Source organism: Arthrobacter sp. StoSoilB22, from assembly GCF_019977315.1.
Taxonomy (GTDB): domain Bacteria; phylum Actinomycetota; class Actinomycetes; order Actinomycetales; family Micrococcaceae; genus Arthrobacter.
Genome location: NZ_AP024652.1, coordinates 3,170,125 through 3,182,524, shown reverse-complemented (window position 1 = coordinate 3,182,524; position 12,400 = coordinate 3,170,125). Strand labels below are relative to the sequence as shown.

The following is a 12,400-nucleotide window of genomic DNA, read 5'->3' as shown; positions in this document are numbered from 1 at the left end:
AGCGGAGGATATGGCCAAGAAGGACGGGGTCATTGAGATCGAGGGCGTTGTGACTGAGGCGCTGCCCAATGCGATGTTTCGTGTTGAGCTCACCAATAAGCACGTCGTTCTCGCACACATCTCTGGGAAGATGCGACAGCACTACATTCGAATCCTCCCCGAGGACCGGGTAGTGGTTGAGCTGAGCCCATACGACCTCACACGTGGTCGTATCGTCTACCGCTACAAGTAAATTGCTGGGCGGCAAGGCAATAGTGCCTAAGCCGCTCCAGCAGATCAACTGCAAAACACGCAAAGGAACGCCATGAAGGTCAAGCCGAGCGTCAAGCAGATCTGCGACAAGTGCAAAGTGATCCGCCGTAACGGCCGGGTCATGGTGATCTGCGAGAACCCGCGCCACAAGCAGCGCCAGGGCTAATTCCCCTCACGGGAATCTGCGTCCGCAAGGACAAACCTGGGCTGCTAGCCCACGCAAGTAAATAAAGGCAGCACAAGCTGTGCCAGGACTGCATTACAGAGCCTGGTCAGCGAACCCCCGGTCGGAGGCTGGGGCCACACTGAACGTGTGGGTGTACTGCCTACGACCTCCGGTTTATTCAAGGAGTACTGCCACTATGGCTCGTCTCGCTGGCGTAGACATTCCCCGCGAAAAGCGGTTGGAAATTGCGCTTACTTACATCTACGGCGTGGGCAAGACCCGTGCACACGAAACCCTGGCTGCCACCGGCATCAGCGCTGACGTTCGCGTCAAGGACCTGACTGACGCCGAGCTGGTCCAGCTGCGTGACTACATTGAAGGCAACTACAAGGTTGAGGGTGACCTTCGCCGCGAGGTAGCCGCTGACATCCGCCGCAAGGTAGAGATCGGCAGCTACGAAGGCCTGCGCCACCGCAAGGGCCTGCCCGTACGCGGACAGCGTACGAAGACCAACGCTCGTACCCGCAAGGGCCCCAAGCGCACCGTCGCCGGCAAGAAGAAGGCCGGACGTTAATCCCTCGGGATTGATCCGGTTTTCCCCCGATAACTTTCTGTAGGAGAAACAATGCCCCCGAAGACTCGTGGAGCGGTTCGTAAGCCGCGTCGCAAGGATAAGAAGAATATTGCGCTTGGCCAGGCGCACATCAAGAGCACCTTTAACAACACCATCGTGTCCATCACGGACCCGAACGGTGCTGTAATCTCATGGGCTTCCGCCGGTGAGGTTGGCTTCAAGGGCTCCCGTAAGTCCACCCCGTTCGCTGCCCAGATGGCTGCTGAAGCTGCTGCAAAGCGCGCTCAGGAGCACGGTCTGCGCAAGGTTGACGTATTCGTCAAGGGCCCGGGATCCGGACGCGAAACCGCAATCCGTTCGCTTCAGGCCGCTGGCCTCGAGGTTGGCTCCATCCAGGACGTCACCCCCAGCGCCCATAACGGTTGCCGCCCGCCGAAGCGCCGCCGCGTCTAATTAGGTCTTCCCCGCCTGACCGGCCGGGCCTGCTATGGATGGTTTCGATCATCCATCAGCATGGCCCGGCTGGTCAGGCTGGAAACCGAAGCCGATTTCCACCACCTGTGTTGCGTCATATAGCGGATGCTCGCCGAAAGGAAACCTAAGTGCTCATTGCACAGCGCCCCACCCTGTCTGAAGAAGTTGTATCCGAGAACCGCTCCCGTTTCATCATTGAACCGCTGGAGCCGGGCTTCGGCTACACCCTCGGAAACTCCCTCCGCCGTACCCTGCTCTCCTCCATCCCCGGTGCCGCTGTAACCAGCATCCGGATCGATGGCGTGCTGCACGAGTTCACCACGGTTCCGGGTGTCAAGGAAGATGTCACCGAGATCATCCTGAACATCAAGAACCTTTCGGTTTCCTCCGAGCACGATGAGCCGGTTGTTGCTTACCTGCGCAAGCAGGGCCCCGGAGTCGTCACCGCCGCGGACATCGCTCCGCCGGCCGGCGTCGAATTCCACAACCCGGATCTGCACATTGCCACTCTGAACTCGAAGGGCAAGTTCGAACTCGAACTGACCATCGAGCGCGGCCGTGGCTACGTTTCGGCAGCTCAGAACAAGTCCGGCGACTCCGAGATCGGCCGTATTCCGGTTGACTCGATCTACTCGCCGGTCATGAAGGTAACTTTCCGCGTGGAAGCTACCCGTGTTGAGCAGCGCACCGACTTCGACAAGCTCATTGTCGACGTCGAGACCAAGCAGGCTATCGCCCCTCGCGATGCTGTTGCTTCCGCAGGCACCACCTTGGTGGAACTGTTCGGTCTGGCTCGTGAGCTGAACACCGCAGCTGAAGGTATCGAGATTGGCCCGTCGCCGACGGACGCTGCCCTGGCAGCGGACATGGCTCTGCCGATCGAGGATCTGGACCTCACCGTCCGTTCCTACAACTGCCTCAAGCGTGAGGGCATCCACACCGTGGGTGAACTCGTTGCCCGCTCCGAGGCTGACCTGATGGACATTCGTAACTTCGGTGCGAAGTCCATTGACGAGGTCAAGGCAAAGCTCGTGGAACTGGGTCTGTCCCTCAAGGACTCCCCTCCCGGTTTCGATCTCGCAGCCCGCGCCGCAGCCATCGAAGAGGACGACGCCGCGTTCAGCGACGACGAGCTCTAAACAGCAGATCTTGGCCGCCGGGTCCAGCGATGGACCTGAACGGCTTACATAACAGGAGAAATAACTATGCCTACCCCCACTAAGGGTCCGCGCCTCGGAGGCGGCCCGGCTCACGAGCGCCTGATGCTCGCGAACCTGGCAGCTGCTCTCTTTGAGCACAAGCGCATCACCACCACGGTCACCAAGGCCAAGCGCCTCAAGCCGTACGCAGAGCGTCTGGTCACCTTCGCCAAGCGTGGCGACCTCGCTTCCCGCCGCCGCGTTCTCGGCCTGATCAGCGACAAGGGCGTTGTCCACGAGCTGTTCACCGACATCGCCGGCGCTGTTGCTAACCGCGATGGTGGCTACACCCGCATCACCAAGATCGGCAACCGCAAGGGCGACAACGCTCCCATGGCTGTCATCGAGCTCGTTCTCGAGCCGGTTTCCCCCAAGCAGGCTGTAGTTGCTGAAGCAACCAACGCTGCTGCCAAGGCTGCTCCGGCCGCCGAAGCTCCGGCTGCTGAAGAAGAGGTTGTAGAGACCGAAGCTGCTGAAACCGAAGAGGCTCCGGCCGCTGAGGCAGAAGCTGCTGAGGCCGAAGCTGCTGAAACCGAAGAGGCTCCGGCCGCTGAGGACAAGAAGTAATTCACTGAATTCTTCACAGTAGACTTAAGTCTATGAACGAACGAAAACCCGCTGCCCCCGTTATGGGGGGCGGCGGGTTTTTGCGTGTCCGGCTTGATCTTTCCTACGACGGCGGCCCGTTCAACGGGTGGGCCCTGCAGCCCGGTCTTCGCACCGTTCAAGGATCGCTTGAAGAAGCTTTGGCGCTCATCCTGCAACGCCCGATTCGCGTGACGGTTGCCGGTAGGACCGACGCCGGCGTCCATGCCCGGGGTCAGGTCGTTCACCTGGACCTGACGGAAGCCGAGTGGCTGTCACTGCCGCGTGGGCACGAACTCGATCCCGCCGTCGCGCTTTTGCGCCGACTCCGCGGCGCTTTGAGCCGCATTCTCGGCGATCTGACGGGGTCCATTGAAGTGCACGACGCCGGTCTGGCGCCGGAAGGTTTCGACGCCCGCTTCTCAGCGTTGTGGCGCAGGTACAGCTACCGGATTGCCGATGGTCCGGGTCGCTGGGACCCTGTGCTGCGGGGAATCACTTTGTGGCATAAAACGCCTTTGGATGTTGAGCTCATGAATCACGGTGCGCATTCTCTGCTGGGCCTTCAGGACTTCCGCTCTTACTGCAAACCCCGCGAGGGAGCCACCACCATTCGTGAACTGCAGCAATTTTCGTTCGACCGTGGAAGCGACGGTGTCATAGTTGCCACCGTCCAGGCCGACGCGTTCTGCCACAACATGGTGCGGTCCTTGGTTGGTTCTGCGCTCCGCGTGGGGGAGGGGTTGGAAACTCCGCGTTGGCTGCACTCTCGTCTTCTGGAACGTCAACGTGACGCCAAATCAGTGCTCGCTGCTCCACATCCCCTGGTGCTTGAAGAAGTCGCCTACCCTTCCGATAGTGAGTTGCTGGCGCGGGCCGAGCTGACGCGGGCACGGCGCGAGTAGCTCTTCTGTCCGTGACCAAGGACCTATCCGGGCGTTGGGGGGACCCCCTCCCGGCTCTGGGTACCGGAAGGGGGCCGTTGTGGCACTCCGTGGTCTGGGATCCGCGAAGTGCCGGTCATTAGGGCAAGAACACCAGAGCCCTAGAACGTTCCGGCAAGGTTAGTCATTACGTTGATGACGGCCGGACCCATGATGACGATGAAGAGCACCGGAAGGATGCAAAACATCAGGGGGAAGAGAACCTTTACCGGCAGTTTCATGGCCTGCTCTTCTGCCCTCTGCCGACGCTTGATACGCATTTGCTTGGCTTGTGTACGAAGGACATTGGCGATCGCGATCCCGTAGGTGTCTGCCTGGACTATGGCCCCAACGAAGGCCCGCAGGTCGTAAACGTCAACACGTTCGGCCAGGGCAATGTAGGCCTCCTTGCGGCTTCTTCCTGCCTGCATGTCCTGCAGCGTACGGAGCATTTCCATAGCGAGCGGTCCCGAACCGTTTTGTCCGGCCCTTGCCATGGCACCTTCAAAACCAAGGCCAGCTTCCACGGAGATCAGCATCTGGTCCAGGCTGTTGGGAAGCTCCATCTGGATGGCCTTCTGCCGCTCGGCTGCCCGGCCGTGGATGAGCAGGTCCGGAATGAAATACACCAACGAGACCCCTGCCAGATAGAGCACGAAGCCCGGGCCGGATGGTGCCCGCAGAAAGAACAGCAGGCCTACGAGCCCTGCTGCCAGGGCCAACGCCGGCTTGAGGATGAGAAGGCGCCCAAGGGGCATTCCCGCTGGTCGGCCCAATTTGGCCAGCAGCTTGTCCAACCAGATGGTGTAGCCCTTGGGGGTGAGCCTTGCTCCGAGGCGTTGGAGGTTGAATGATGATGACTGTGCTCCCAGCTCCGTTGCTATCCCGGCGCTTCGGCTCAAGTTGGCTCTAACAGTCGCCAGGCCGGCACGATCAACTGAAATGAAGGCCCACGCCATGAAAGCGATGGGGATGACGATCAAGGCGACGGACGCCCATGCAATAACGTTCATGATCACTCCCTAAAACTTGATCTTGACCACGCGGCTGAGCCAGAAGGTGCCCAACCCCAAAAGGACTATTGCGGCCACCAGCATGATCCAACCCAGGGGATGGGTGAACAACGGCTGGATGTACGTCCCGTTCGCAAGGCTGAGGTACAGGAACATGCCAGTCGGCAGCGCTATGAGCACATAGGCGGACATACGTCCTTCAGCGCTGAGTGCCCTGACTTGCCCCTTGATTTGGGACCGTTCACGGATCGTCTCGGCCACATGGTCCAGGACTTCAGCCAAGTCGCCGCCCACTTCGCGGTGAATTTCGATGGCCTGCGTCGCCCAGAGGAAGTCCTCGCTATGGAGACGCGAGGCCGCGTCCAAGAGGGCGTCACGCAAGTCGCGACCCAGGCGAACTTCTCCCACGATCCTGGCAAATTCTTCCTTGGTAGTTGACTGGGCCTCTTGGGCAACAGCATCCACCGCCCGGAGCAAGCTGTGGCCGGCCCGCATGCTGCCGGACAGCATTTGCAACGTGTCACCCAGTTGAGCCTCGAACTGGGCCCTGCGTCGGGAGGTCATAATGCTCAGAACCATGCGTGCGCCGATGGGCACGATGATTCCGAAGAGAATCGCCACCAAGACGCCGCCAAGGATGAAGCCTAGAACGGCGCCAGTGAACGTGGCGCAGATGACCAAAAGAACGTAGTCCGCTGGTCTCATCCGCGAGCCGGCCTGTTCAAGCAAAATCCTGGTTCCTGAAGCCCGGCTTGCAGAAACCGAACCATCCACCATGGCCACAGCGGAATTCGTCACTCGGGTCAGGACGGATTCCTGTGGGCCCGAGTCCGGACGGCGCCGGGACAACGCAATCGTTGAGTTCCTCGACCTGGGGATGAGGAACAGCCCGATCGCCAGAGCGGAGAATCCGAGAAGCACGCCGGCTATGAGCAGGAGCGGGTTGGTGGCGGTCATCGCTGACCACCGCCAGTGTGCACGCTGCCAAAGACCGCCGGCGACAAGTAGATTCCAAGGTCCGCGAAGTGGTCCACGAACCGTGGCCGCACCCCTGTAGGAACGGGCTTCCCAAGGAACCTCCCGTTGGCGTCCATGCCTGCCGAGTAGTCGAACGTGAAAGCATCCTGCAAGGTAACAACGTCACCTTCCATGCCCTGGACTTCTGTCACGTGGGTGATTCGGCGGGTTCCATCGCGCAGCCGAGAGATCTGAACCACCAGGTTCACGGCGGACGAGATCTGCTCGCGGATCGCCCTGAGGGGCAAATCCATTCCAGCCATAAGCACCAACGTCTCGAGGCGTGCAATGGCGTCCCGTGGCGAATTCGCGTGAACAGTGGAGATGGATCCATCATGGCCGGTGTTCATTGCCTGAAGCATGTCCAAGGCTTCGCCGCCACGAACCTCGCCCACCACGATCCTGTCCGGGCGCATGCGCAGCGAATTGCGAACCAGGTCCCGGATGGCGATTTCGCCCTTGCCTTCGATGTTGCTGGGGCGGCTTTCCAAACGAACCACATGTGATTGCTGGAGTTGCAACTCCACTGCGTCTTCGATGGTGACGATGCGCTCATCGGAGGGCAGGAAGGACGAAAGGACATTAAGGAGAGTTGTCTTTCCCGTTCCAGTACCGCCGGAGACGATGATGTTCAGCCGGGCCTGTACACATGCATGAAGGAGTTCCGTGATCTCGGGGCTCGTAGTTCCCAACTGGATGAGATTCTGGGCCGTTAGAGGGACGCGCCCAAACTTACGGATAGTCAGCGACGATCCATTGACGGCCAGCGGCGGAATGATCGCGTTGACACGGGACCCATCCGAAAGCCGCGCGTCCACCAGAGGTGAGGACTCGTCGATGCGGCGGCCAACTTTTGAGACGATCCGCTCAATGATTCTGCGTAGGTGCTCTTCGGACGAGAAATGAACATTGGTTAAATGGAGTTTTCCTGCAATTTCCACGTAGACCTTATCTGCGCCGTTCACCATGATTTCGGTGACGTCCTTGTCGTCAAGGAAACGCTGTAGCGGCCCCAGGCCAAGCACGTCGTCAGCGATTTCCTGAACCAGCCGTTGCCTTTCCGAGGACGTGAGGGGGATATCGTCCTCGTCGATGACGGCGCGGAGTTCCTCTTTGACATAGCGGTGCAGCTCGGCTTCATCGAGTGTGGTATCCGAGATCCGGGAGCCCATGCGGTCAAACAAGGCGCTGCTGGTACGTTCCTTGACCGCAGACAAGGCCTGGCTGGAGTCCTCGGTGGCTCCTCCGGACCCCGGCGAATCGGCGAGATAATCCGGGGCTTGCGTTGCCGGTCCGGCCCACGGATCTCCCGGCGTTGATGTTCCAGGCGTCTCAACTTCAAGTCCACGGACCGTTTGAAGGCGTTTTGCGAGGTTCACTTGACTACCGCCCTTCGATGCAACTGCTTGTGTGGCCGTTCTTCCCATCCGGGCTTGAACCGCTCCACAAGCTGGCGGAGACCCCGAAGGGTGACATCCTTCGCTCCATCTTGGAGTATGGGGATGCCTCTGTTGGTTGAGTAGGGGAGTGAGCGGGACCGGGGCAACGTGACATCCACCGGGCAACCGATGGTGGCTTCCACATCCACCAAGGTGAGCCCGCTCCGCTTGTCCGCGAAGTTCAGGACAACATGGCGCTGTTCCGGGACCAACCCAATCTCGTCCAAAATCTCCAGGCCGTTCCGGAGCCCCCTGATGCTGGGGATGTCCATTCCGCATACCCAGACGACGTCGGAGGCACGTTCCAGAGTGGCCAGGACATGTTCACCGAGACCGGGGGCCGTATCCACAATCACGTAATCGAATTCCTTGGCCAACTGTTCAAGGAGATGCCCCACTTGTTCTGCGGAGATCTGTTCGATTTGAGATGGGTTGCGCGGCGCGCAGAGTGCGTAGATACCAGCAGGATGGGCTGAAAGGTACGACTTCAGCACCATGCTGTCTTGGACTGCCGCGCCAGTGACAGCATCCGCGATGGTCCGTTCAGGGTCTATGAGCAGACCGGATGCGACGTCGCCGAATTGGAGATCCAGATCGGCTATGACTACCTTCATGGGCGCGGTACGCCCCAAGCCAATGGCCAGGTTGGTGGAGATGGTTGTTTTGCCCACGCCACCCTTGGGAGACATGACGGCGATGATCCGGCCTCCCTGTGGACCTGCGTCCACTTGGGCACCCAAGCCCCTGCGTCGCCCGGCGGCTGCAAGGCTGGCACGCTCCAACAGTGCTCGAATGGCCACTGCATCTGCAGATGGCTCCAACAAGTCACGGATTCCTGCACGCATGGCTGGCAGCGCGATCTCGGCCGCATCCGTCGATGCGAGTACGACGCTGATCTCGGGATACTGGAGGTCGAACAGGCTGGCCAGGCGAATGGCGTCGTCTGCTTGCAGTCCGGGGCCCAGCACCAGGACTTCCAGCAGTTGACCGGACAACACGCGTAGGACGTCGTCCGGGCCCTGCGGCAAGTAGTCGGCAATGATGGACTGCACGTCGCCGTGCAGACCGGACGCAGCGTGCCGGACGCGCTTTTCAAACTCAACGTCAGCTGTGATGACTAGAAAGCGGCTCATTGGAGTACCTCTGCCTTCTTGATGGTGACGCGTGCGCTTTCCTGTGCTTCTGCGGGTTCTTTGGTCAGCCAGATGTCCCCGTACTTGGCGCCATAAACAATCTTGGTTGCGTCTACATCGCTACGGGCCAGGGTCACTATGAAGGAACCTTCCGGCAGCTGGGTATTGGCCTGCTCGGAGCTTGCCTGCGCCGTATTGGTATTTCTTGAGGTGGCCCGCTGAACGCTGGTCACAAGAACCTTGTGGAAGACGAGCTGCGCTGATGCGTCAGATTCGGCCTGCCCGGGCTGGCCAAGCAGTACCATGACGCCGACGGTGTCGCCGGCAGCCAAGCGCCCGCCAACCACACGCTGCGCGTCCAGTTGAACTGAAACTTCTTGAAGTCCGTCTGGAACGGGGACTGATCCCGGAGCCGCCAGGCTGTTGGGGTCCACCAGACGGTTTCCCAGCAGCGCTTCACCCGGCATGAGTTCTGCCCCGGCGACTTTGCCTTCCATGCCGGAGAGGCTCTTGAGGGCGCCGTTTGGCACCGAAGCCGCAGGTAGCGAAGCAAGTTTTACAGCAGACCTGATCTGCTGAAGATCGGCTCCCTCTGGAACCTGGCTTTGAATAACGAGGACATCGACGGGCTGGAGGTCCTTTTGAGCCCGCGCGTCTGCTGCTTGAACATATGTGACCAGTAACAGCGTGCCGACTATTGCCAGCACTACTGCGACTATGCCTCCCAGTAGGCGAGTTTTCACTTTGATTCTCCTTAATGCAATGGAGTTTTCTCCCAGATTGGTTACTACTCGGTGAGTTGGACGCCCAAGGCGCCGTACGTGGTGGGGCCGCCCAGAGTTGCGGCTTCCGTCAGACTTACTTTCTTGATGAAGGTGCCGAACAGCCCGGTATCGCTGTTCTTGAGGCCAAGAGACTTCTGGAGCGCCGAGGCATCGGACGTCATGTAGGTCGGTCCGCCGCCTGTCAGATGCCATCCTCGGAGTGAGATCTGGGCAAAGGCCTCGATCTTGAAGGACTTCTTATACGGAGAAGAAGCGCAGGGGTTGGTTCCCGTACCCTTCTTCACCGGGCAGGCAGTTTCAAAAATGGGAATCAGGAGTTCCACAGGCTTGCCGGCTTTGAGCTTGGCCTCCCAGGATGCGAAGGCCGAGCTGCATGTGGAATCGAAGTCGTTGCCCTCGTTGGCCTCCACCCACGGATCATCAATGTCCACATGTACGGTGCACGTAGCACCGGGATGTTTGAGCCAACCGAAACCGCCGGGAAGCTCGAAGCCGGACGAAGACTGATGCTTACACGCGTAATCCGGGTCATCGGACAACTTGGTCCCGTGGACCGGGAAGAACTGAAGGCCTTTAGTGAAACCCGGGTCCGCTTCACATTGCGAGAAAGTCAGCGGTATTGCATCCGTTGCGGAAAAGCCACCGAATTTGGCTTGGGCGGTGGCCTTGATATCCGCCGTCTGGACACCCAGTGCCCGAGCGAACACCAAGCTGAAATGATTGTCACCGGATACGTTGCGGGATTGGGTAGTGACATCAACGGTTCCGGTGGCCAGATTCACCGTTGCCACCGGCGCATTGCTGACACCGTCCAGGGCATTCAGTCCTGCCAAGGTGGTAGCTGTGGATGCGGGCGACACGCAGTCCGCAGAGCCTGCACTCTTGGCGCAAGCCTGGGCGATGCCTATTGCCGACGAGTCGGCGCCATTCTGCAGTTGAGCATGCTCGGAGTACATCATGGCCACGTCCACGGCGAAGGCGGTCATTCCCAGCAGCGCCACCATCAGCATGGCCGTCATGGGAGCAACAGCACCGCGTTCGGGATCACCGTGCTTCAGCCGCCGCATCGCATGACTCCTGTCCCTGAGATGGCTAGTTCGGCCGGCATTCCAGGTACAAGCCCGGGAAAACCGGTCATCCACGGCGTGCTGTAGGAGATGGTGACTTCCACGTTGCAAGGGTTGGTTCCGGTTGACGTAATGGCAATGTCGCCGGGGTCGAGGTCCACCGACGGTGCCGCAGCCACACCCGCCGCCTGCGCATCGCCCACGGTGTAGGTGGAGTCCGACTGGTGAATGGCTGCATATCGGGCGGCTTCCCGGGCGGCTTCAGACAAGGAAATCTGGATGTTGAATGCGCGGCCGAACTCAAAAATTCCCAGTACCAGCACGAGGAATATGGGCAACACCAATGCAAATTCAACCGCAACGGCACCGGACTGGTTCTTGGATGTGGAGGGCTTCCGTGCGCGGAGCTTTTTCCTCTTCTTATCGTTAGATCTCATAGCTACTCCCAGATAAAACGAATCCGGGCCGGCTGCAGCCGATGAATGCATCGGGGCAGCCGGCCCGGGATCGGTAGTGAAGCCGGCCGGTATGGGTTACGGCAACGCCTTTTCTACGGTTTGGAAGCCCTTGAGGACGTCCGTGCCCAAAGTAACCACAGTGCCAACGATGATTGCGGCGATGAGGGCCACCAGCAGACCGTATTCAACTGCCGTTGCGCCCTTCTCCTCGGAGGTGAAGCGATCCTTGACGCCGGCGATGAACGAGATAACGGAAACCATAAGAGATGACATTGGAATATCCTTCCCAGAATTAATGTGGCAGTAAATCATGAATGGCAGGGCGGCAAATTATCTAAATTTACCCGAATATCGAACTGCGTCTGTGGAGCCTTTAGCTGTTCGTAATTCGATGAGATAAGAATTCACCCTGGGCCGCTGAAGTCACAATGCGTAGCCGTACTCGATTTATCCGGGCGCCTATTACTTGCCGGATGTGCCAGCGGGCAGAAAGTACTCAGTTTCGGTGCCTGGGCGGGTGGAAACTACTTGCTTTACAAAGGAGCCTTATGTATTCCGGGCGGGCTGAAGCCTGGGTAAGGACGTACTAACCACGGGCTAGTTCATGAACAGAACTACGCCAACCGCAGCAATGAGCATTGCGGGTCCATGGGCTGTTTCTGCGGGCTTTTCGGCGGATCGCAGGCGTAACATCAGCACCGTCAGCAACCCGCCCACCACGAATCCCAGTAGCCCGCCAATGAGTACTTGCTGCCAACCCAAGTAGCCCAAGTACAAACCCAGGGGCGCTGCGAGCTTCACATCGCCCATTCCGAGGCTTCTTGGCGAAATAAGTTTGAGAATGACGTAGCCGGCGAACATCATCGCCCCGCCGGCGAGGGCGCGGAAGAGGTCCGGCCAGCCCGGCGCGAGAGCTGCGGATGTGGAAAAAAGTACTAAACCCCCACCGAGCAACAGCAATACAAGGCGGTTGGGCAGCAAATGGAGAGTGAAATCGATCCGTGAAAGTTGCACTCCGAGTAATGCCAATAAAAGGAATGCCGGCAACTCCGGAGAGAAACCGAGCCGCCACGCAAGCAAGCAAAACAGCAGCGCGGTGACGGCCGCCGTCGTGATCCGGACCTTAGCTACAGGGAGGCCGCCGAGTCGCGGCAGCGCGCGGGCAATCAGAAGCTCGGTAACAGGGCTCAGCAGCAAACCAAGGAGCGCAAGAAGGAGTGCGAAGCCGGGTCCGTTGGGCATCTGTTCTCCCTCAATCAGCGCATGGCCCCCAAGGGCGGTTACCCCATTTTGACCCGGACGCCCTCATGACGGT

16 protein-coding genes are annotated in these 12,400 nt (G+C 59.7%); 7 read left to right on the top strand and 9 right to left on the bottom strand.

Annotated elements, in window-relative coordinates; genetic code table 11:
- The first annotated feature begins 10 nt into the window (after positions 1-10).
- The 7 genes from infA to truA all read left to right on the top strand — a co-directional run bounded on the left by infA (position 11) and on the right by truA (position 4,155).
- On the top strand, positions 11-232 hold the full coding sequence (infA, locus tag LDN70_RS14800) for a translation initiation factor IF-1 (RefSeq protein WP_011775571.1): 222 nt from the start codon (positions 11-13) through the stop codon (positions 230-232).
- A 72-nt stretch (positions 233-304) separates the two neighbouring features.
- Complete coding sequence (rpmJ, locus tag LDN70_RS14795; protein WP_011775570.1) at positions 305-418, top strand: 50S ribosomal protein L36; 114 nt, start codon at positions 305-307, stop codon at positions 416-418.
- Between the two features lie 196 nt (positions 419-614).
- Positions 615-992 (top strand): 30S ribosomal protein S13, encoded by a 378-nt coding sequence (rpsM, locus tag LDN70_RS14790; RefSeq protein WP_011775569.1) that lies wholly within the window; start codon positions 615-617, stop codon positions 990-992.
- Positions 993-1,043: 51 nt separating this feature from the next.
- Positions 1,044-1,445, top strand: coding sequence for a 30S ribosomal protein S11 (gene rpsK, locus LDN70_RS14785; protein ID WP_014922380.1), 402 nt, complete (start codon positions 1,044-1,046; stop codon positions 1,443-1,445).
- 149 nt (positions 1,446-1,594) lie between these two features.
- A complete protein-coding gene (locus tag LDN70_RS14780; RefSeq protein WP_011775567.1) occupies positions 1,595-2,605 on the top strand; it encodes a DNA-directed RNA polymerase subunit alpha in 1,011 nt (336 codons plus the stop codon).
- Between the two features lie 66 nt (positions 2,606-2,671).
- The gene (rplQ, locus tag LDN70_RS14775) at positions 2,672-3,232 is read left to right on the top strand and encodes a 50S ribosomal protein L17 (RefSeq protein WP_223940641.1); all 561 of its coding nucleotides are present in this window, start codon (positions 2,672-2,674) and stop codon (positions 3,230-3,232) included.
- 32 nt (positions 3,233-3,264) lie between these two features.
- Entirely contained in the window at positions 3,265-4,155 is an 891-nt protein-coding gene (gene truA, locus LDN70_RS14770; RefSeq protein ID WP_223940640.1) for a tRNA pseudouridine(38-40) synthase TruA, read from the top strand.
- Between the two features lie 140 nt (positions 4,156-4,295).
- Here truA and LDN70_RS14765 read toward each other — a convergent pair whose 3' ends face one another.
- The 9 genes from LDN70_RS14765 to LDN70_RS14725 form a co-directional block, all read right to left on the bottom strand.
- Positions 4,296-5,186, bottom strand: a complete 891-nt coding sequence (locus tag LDN70_RS14765; protein ID WP_223940639.1) for a type II secretion system F family protein — start codon at positions 5,184-5,186, stop codon at positions 4,296-4,298.
- Positions 5,187-5,195: 9 nt separating this feature from the next.
- A complete protein-coding gene (locus tag LDN70_RS14760) occupies positions 5,196-6,143 on the bottom strand; it encodes a type II secretion system F family protein (protein WP_223940638.1) in 948 nt (315 codons plus the stop codon).
- A complete protein-coding gene (locus LDN70_RS14755; protein WP_223940637.1) occupies positions 6,140-7,582 on the bottom strand; it encodes a TadA family conjugal transfer-associated ATPase in 1,443 nt (480 codons plus the stop codon). The genes LDN70_RS14760 and LDN70_RS14755 overlap by 4 nt, the downstream gene beginning before the upstream one ends.
- On the bottom strand, positions 7,579-8,775 hold the full coding sequence (locus LDN70_RS14750; RefSeq protein WP_223940636.1) for a CpaE/TadZ family protein: 1,197 nt from the start codon (positions 8,773-8,775) through the stop codon (positions 7,579-7,581). Before LDN70_RS14750 ends, LDN70_RS14755 begins: the two co-directional genes overlap by 4 nt.
- Positions 8,772-9,518, bottom strand: coding sequence for a Flp pilus assembly protein CpaB (gene cpaB, locus LDN70_RS14745; protein ID WP_223940635.1), 747 nt, complete (start codon positions 9,516-9,518; stop codon positions 8,772-8,774). The genes LDN70_RS14750 and cpaB overlap by 4 nt, the downstream gene beginning before the upstream one ends.
- 44 nt (positions 9,519-9,562) lie before the next feature.
- Positions 9,563-10,627, bottom strand: a complete 1,065-nt coding sequence (locus tag LDN70_RS14740) for a pilus assembly protein TadG-related protein (RefSeq protein ID WP_223940634.1) — start codon at positions 10,625-10,627, stop codon at positions 9,563-9,565.
- Positions 10,615-11,064, bottom strand: coding sequence for a TadE family protein (locus tag LDN70_RS14735; RefSeq protein WP_223940633.1), 450 nt, complete (start codon positions 11,062-11,064; stop codon positions 10,615-10,617). Before LDN70_RS14735 ends, LDN70_RS14740 begins: the two co-directional genes overlap by 13 nt.
- Positions 11,065-11,160: 96 nt before the next feature.
- Positions 11,161-11,358 (bottom strand): Flp family type IVb pilin, encoded by a 198-nt coding sequence (locus tag LDN70_RS14730; protein ID WP_142938390.1) that lies wholly within the window; start codon positions 11,356-11,358, stop codon positions 11,161-11,163.
- 324 nt (positions 11,359-11,682) lie between these two features.
- Positions 11,683-12,327, bottom strand: a complete 645-nt coding sequence (locus LDN70_RS14725) for a prepilin peptidase (RefSeq protein WP_223940632.1) — start codon at positions 12,325-12,327, stop codon at positions 11,683-11,685.
- Positions 12,328-12,400: the final 73 nt, after the last annotated feature.

Bases quoted from the DNA above. Each gene is read 5' to 3' on its own strand.
- infA (WP_011775571.1), top strand. From the start codon at position 11: ATGGCCAAGAAGGACGGGGTCATTGAGATCGAGGGCGTTGTGACTGAG.
- rpmJ (WP_011775570.1), top strand. From the start codon at position 305: ATGAAGGTCAAGCCGAGCGTCAAGCAGATCTGCGACAAGTGCAAAGTG.
- rpsM (WP_011775569.1), top strand. From the start codon at position 615: ATGGCTCGTCTCGCTGGCGTAGACATTCCCCGCGAAAAGCGGTTGGAA.
- rpsK (WP_014922380.1), top strand. From the start codon at position 1,044: ATGCCCCCGAAGACTCGTGGAGCGGTTCGTAAGCCGCGTCGCAAGGAT.
- rplQ (WP_223940641.1), top strand. From the start codon at position 2,672: ATGCCTACCCCCACTAAGGGTCCGCGCCTCGGAGGCGGCCCGGCTCAC.
- truA (WP_223940640.1), top strand. From the start codon at position 3,265: ATGAACGAACGAAAACCCGCTGCCCCCGTTATGGGGGGCGGCGGGTTT.
- LDN70_RS14765 (WP_223940639.1), bottom strand. From the start codon at position 5,186: ATGAACGTTATTGCATGGGCGTCCGTCGCCTTGATCGTCATCCCCATC.
- LDN70_RS14760 (WP_223940638.1), bottom strand. From the start codon at position 6,143: ATGACCGCCACCAACCCGCTCCTGCTCATAGCCGGCGTGCTTCTCGGA.
- LDN70_RS14750 (WP_223940636.1), bottom strand. From the start codon at position 8,775: ATGAGCCGCTTTCTAGTCATCACAGCTGACGTTGAGTTTGAAAAGCGC.
- LDN70_RS14740 (WP_223940634.1), bottom strand. From the start codon at position 10,627: ATGCGGCGGCTGAAGCACGGTGATCCCGAACGCGGTGCTGTTGCTCCC.
- LDN70_RS14735 (WP_223940633.1), bottom strand. From the start codon at position 11,064: ATGAGATCTAACGATAAGAAGAGGAAAAAGCTCCGCGCACGGAAGCCC.
- LDN70_RS14730 (WP_142938390.1), bottom strand. From the start codon at position 11,358: ATGTCATCTCTTATGGTTTCCGTTATCTCGTTCATCGCCGGCGTCAAG.
- LDN70_RS14725 (WP_223940632.1), bottom strand. From the start codon at position 12,327: ATGCCCAACGGACCCGGCTTCGCACTCCTTCTTGCGCTCCTTGGTTTG.